Origin of the sequence: Marinobacter sp. tcs-11 (assembly GCF_002049515.1) — a bacterium.
In the GTDB taxonomy this organism is placed as follows: Bacteria; Pseudomonadota; Gammaproteobacteria; order Pseudomonadales; family Oleiphilaceae; genus Marinobacter; species Marinobacter nauticus.
The window spans coordinates 1-3712 of the sequence record NZ_LLYU01000044.1 but is presented as its reverse complement, the minus strand read 5'-3'; the positions used below and the strand labels follow the sequence as shown (position 1 = coordinate 3712).

Annotated in this window: 4 protein-coding genes and 1 pseudogene; 2 read left to right on the top strand and 3 right to left on the bottom strand. The window is 52.0% G+C overall.

The features are described from left to right. Positions 1-435: 435 nt before the first annotated feature. The 3 genes and pseudogenes from ARC85_RS19530 to ARC85_RS19520 all read right to left on the bottom strand — a co-directional run bounded on the left by ARC85_RS19530 (position 436) and on the right by ARC85_RS19520 (position 2200). Complete coding sequence (locus ARC85_RS19530; protein ID WP_023008775.1) at positions 436-1209, bottom strand: TonB-dependent siderophore receptor; 774 nt, start codon at positions 1207-1209, stop codon at positions 436-438. Then, positions 1181-1567 (bottom strand): annotated as a pseudogene (locus ARC85_RS19525) (IS66 family transposase); the annotation flags it as partial. The gene ARC85_RS19530 and the pseudogene ARC85_RS19525, both read right to left, overlap by 29 nt. Positions 1568-1732: 165 nt before the next feature. Continuing rightward, entirely contained in the window at positions 1733-2200 is a 468-nt protein-coding gene (locus tag ARC85_RS19520; RefSeq protein ID WP_041343552.1) for a hypothetical protein, read from the bottom strand. 172 nt (positions 2201-2372) lie between these two features. Here ARC85_RS19520 and ARC85_RS19515 point away from each other — a divergent pair, with 172 nt between their 5' ends. Next, positions 2373-3269 (top strand): cation efflux transmembrane domain-containing protein, encoded by an 897-nt coding sequence (locus ARC85_RS19515; protein ID WP_011784792.1) that lies wholly within the window; start codon positions 2373-2375, stop codon positions 3267-3269. Between the two features lie 64 nt (positions 3270-3333). After that, entirely contained in the window at positions 3334-3582 is a 249-nt protein-coding gene (locus ARC85_RS19510; RefSeq protein WP_011784791.1) for a DUF3703 domain-containing protein, read from the top strand. Positions 3583-3712 lie beyond the last annotated feature (130 nt).

Genomic DNA, 3712 nt, shown 5'->3' with positions numbered 1-3712 from the left:
TTGATATTCATGGCGCGCCCGATAGGATTCGAACCTATGACCTTTGCCTCCGGAGTGCACAGATTCTGGTCGGGGCTGAACGGCATAATAGGGGCTGATTCGAGACTGTTCAAGCAGATACAGTAAGAAGACCTGATTGCATGAAGCCCTTATCCTGAGCGGTTTTCACCGATTAACGCCATTTTTGGGCACAGATGTGTCTGGAATGGATTGACCAAATTCGGACACTTCGACCTTTGTTCCGCGCATCAGTATTTCGATGAAACGCCATTGTCGCACGCTTTTGAGCGACTTCAAATTGTCGGGTTTGAGTTGTCCCATTGAGGACATTATTACTCACCTATCAACGAGCTGACTTCATATCTGCGTCGATGGCTCACGGCAGACTTATCTGTCGGCCATGAGCTACAGATATCAGCAGGGGCTTGTTACCACTTAAAAGTCGTAGCTCAGTGACAAGCGAAGGTTGCGTGGTGCGCCCCACCAGGCCTGGCTATAAAATCCGACCTGATCGTGGTACTCCTTGTCTAACACGTTGTTCAGGTTCAGTTGAGCACTGATATCAGGAGTAAAGTCGTAACGGGCCATCAGGTCTATCACGGAGTAACTGCCCTGGGTAACACGTGTTGTGCCTGCCGGTCCTCGAGTATCCCGGTAGATGTCACTCTGCCAGCGCAGGCCTCCGCCAAGGCGAAGCGGACGCCAGTTACCGGTAAATTGATAGCTGGTAAACAGTTTGGCTTGCCGGTGAGGGTGTGTGGTATTCATGCGATCCCCATCTGCATTTTTCGGATTTGCCAGAGTAAAGCTGGCATTGAGGTTCCAGCCCGGCGCCAATTGCCCAACCAGCTCGGTTTCAAGCCCTTCAACGGTGGCGCCATCGGCGGCCCGATACGCCTGGGTGTCCGGGCGACCGCTCACCGTTTCACCCGGAATGGCTTCACCCAGGCCGTCCTGTTCACTCCTGAAAACGGCCACGTTCATGTCCAGCGCATCCGCCAGCGTCGCTTTCAAGCCCAGCTCATAGTTGCGGCCGGTGATAGGATCAAGCAGAGAGCCGTTTGTGGAACGTACGTTCTGAGTCTGAAAAATTTCGGTATAGCTGACATAGCCACTGAACCGGTGATCAAAGTCATATATCAGCCCGGCATAAGGTGTGAGTTCATCGCTGTAGGAATATTTCCTTGAGCACCTGGATCCGGGTTTCATCAGCTTGCAGGTAATTACTGCCATTCTGGGTTTCCCGCATCAGGGTCATCAGCGGTTTGAACACGTCGTTCAGGCGGATGATCCAGTGCGCCATGCTGGTTCGGCTGACTTCGTGTCCCAGGCGCTTGAGCATTTGCTCCTGGCGGTACAAGGGCAGGCCGTCGGCGTATTTGGAGGTAATCAGGTAAGCCCGCAGTGACGGTGTCGCAATGCATTTGCCCAGTGGGTGGGCTGAGCGCGGTGCAGCCACAATATGCTCCTGGCCACCCTGCTCGAAGACGGCTTTTTCCTGCCAGTATTCCAGCACCTTCAACTGTGCGGGAATGTACTCCAGCTCTTCTTTCACCTTGGTCGCAAAGCGAACATTCGAAGTGGTGCCCAGAGCGCCATCTTCCAGCCGTAAAAGGCCAGGGATTTCGTTGAGACCGAAACCCAGCTACTGCGCCGTTTTCACAAACTTCAGCCTATCAAACTCGCCAGTTACTACGCGTCTGTTAAGTAAAAGTATTTGAAGGCTTCTCGATCACTCTACCTTTAGATTTTGCTGGTATTGCAGCATTTGCTCCATCATCAGCTGCATTTGATCCATGCGCTCCTGCATCATCTGAATTTGTTGCTCGTTAGACAGACTACCACCATTCTTTGATTTACCGCCGCCGTTCATCATGTGCTGACCTCCCATCATGCCGTTTTGTCCACGCATCATGCCGGGGCCCATCATACCGTGATGCATAAAACCCATTTGCTCTTGCATCGCCTCCCTGTGTTCTCGCATCAATCGTTGCCGTTCTTGCGGTGAAGCTTCATCAGGAATGCGTTGCATCAGCTGGTTCATGTGAGACCAGTTCTGGTGCATCTGTTGCATTTGCTCCTGATCCATCATCATGCCAGGACCATGCCCTTGCCATGAGCCTTGATCACCATGCGCTAGCACGAATGCAGGAAAAACCAACAACGCAGCGGTTGCTGTAAGTCCTTTAAATGAAATCATAAAGTTTACCCTCGAAATAAAATTAGACGTCCACACCATCGCACTTATCATTGTAGATCTTTATCCAGACAAACGCCGATTTTGACGACTACTAGTGTAGATTAGTTATTGACCCTGTAGTGGCTACAGGGTTTTAAATTGCATCATTTGTACGAAAACCGGAGCCGAGAAAATGAGCAAACCCTGCAATGGGCAGTGTGGTAGTGAAGACTCTGTCGTAGATGACAAGTTTCAGGGACGCGCCACCGCCGAAACAGGTAGCCAGCTAAGCACCTACAAAATACCAAAAATGGATTGTCCCTCGGAAGAGCGAATGATTCGAATGGCACTGACTGGCGTTGAAAACATTCAGTCGCTGTCATTCGATTTATCGGGTCGTACATTGGAAATTATCCACCATGGAGAAACCGGTCCTATTACCAGCAAACTGGAAAACCTGGGCCTGGGTGCTTCCTTGCAGCGGACAGAAGACGCCAGCGCTGAATCCGTCAGAGCGGCTGAATCTTCTAAGGCCAACGAAAGCGGAGAATCCGGCACTTTATGGATACTGCTGGCAATCAACGCTCTGATGTTTCTGGTCGAGATGACGATGGGCCTGATCGCCCAGTCTGCTGGCCTGATTGCAGACTCGCTAGACATGCTTGCCGATGCCGCCGTCTACGGTCTCGCACTTTACGCCGTTGGACACGGAATCAAAATGCAGGTCAGAGCGGCGCATGTGGCTGGCATCCTCCAGCTTATCCTTGCCGCTGGGGTATTGGTTGAAGTTGGCAGGCGCTTTCTGTTTGGGAGTGATCCCCAGTCGTTAATGATGATGGCCGTCGCATCTGTTGCTCTCATCGCGAATATCAGTTGCCTTCTTCTGATCGCAAAACACCGTGAGGGCGGTGCTCACATGAAAGCCAGCTGGATATTTTCAGCAAACGACGTGGTCATCAACCTGGGTGTAATACTTGCGGGGCTGCTCGTTGCCTGGACCGGTACCAACTACCCAGATCTGATTATTGGGGGAATTGTTGGTGCCATCGTATTGATGGGTGCCAAACGCATACTGGCACTGAAAGGCTGAACCATTCGGAGTCAAATGGTCGATTATTGGCCCGTCGTTGGCATTTCAGGGGGAGTAAACATCGATGCACAGTGAATTGAAGGCGTCCGATCTTACGGAGCTTGAGGCGACACGCAGGGCGGAAGGCGCAGGCGATTTCCAGACAGCCTTCACCCATCTGGAACGTGCCCATATCCTCAGCCAGAGGTATGCTCTGGCGCACGCTGCAACCCACTTACGGATGCTCAGACTGGGTTGGCGAACAAGAGACGTTCGTGAAGTGCTGGGGCAGTCTATTCGAACCATTGCCGCCCTGGTCTTTTCCCGAATTTAGGGAGGCTCTGAATAAGTCTCAAAATCAGCGATAATACGGTCATCGTCAACTGCACAGGATTCGTTGCCACCATGGTGCGTATTCCGGCGAACGTGACCGGTCATTCCGGGGATCGTGACCGGTTTGCACA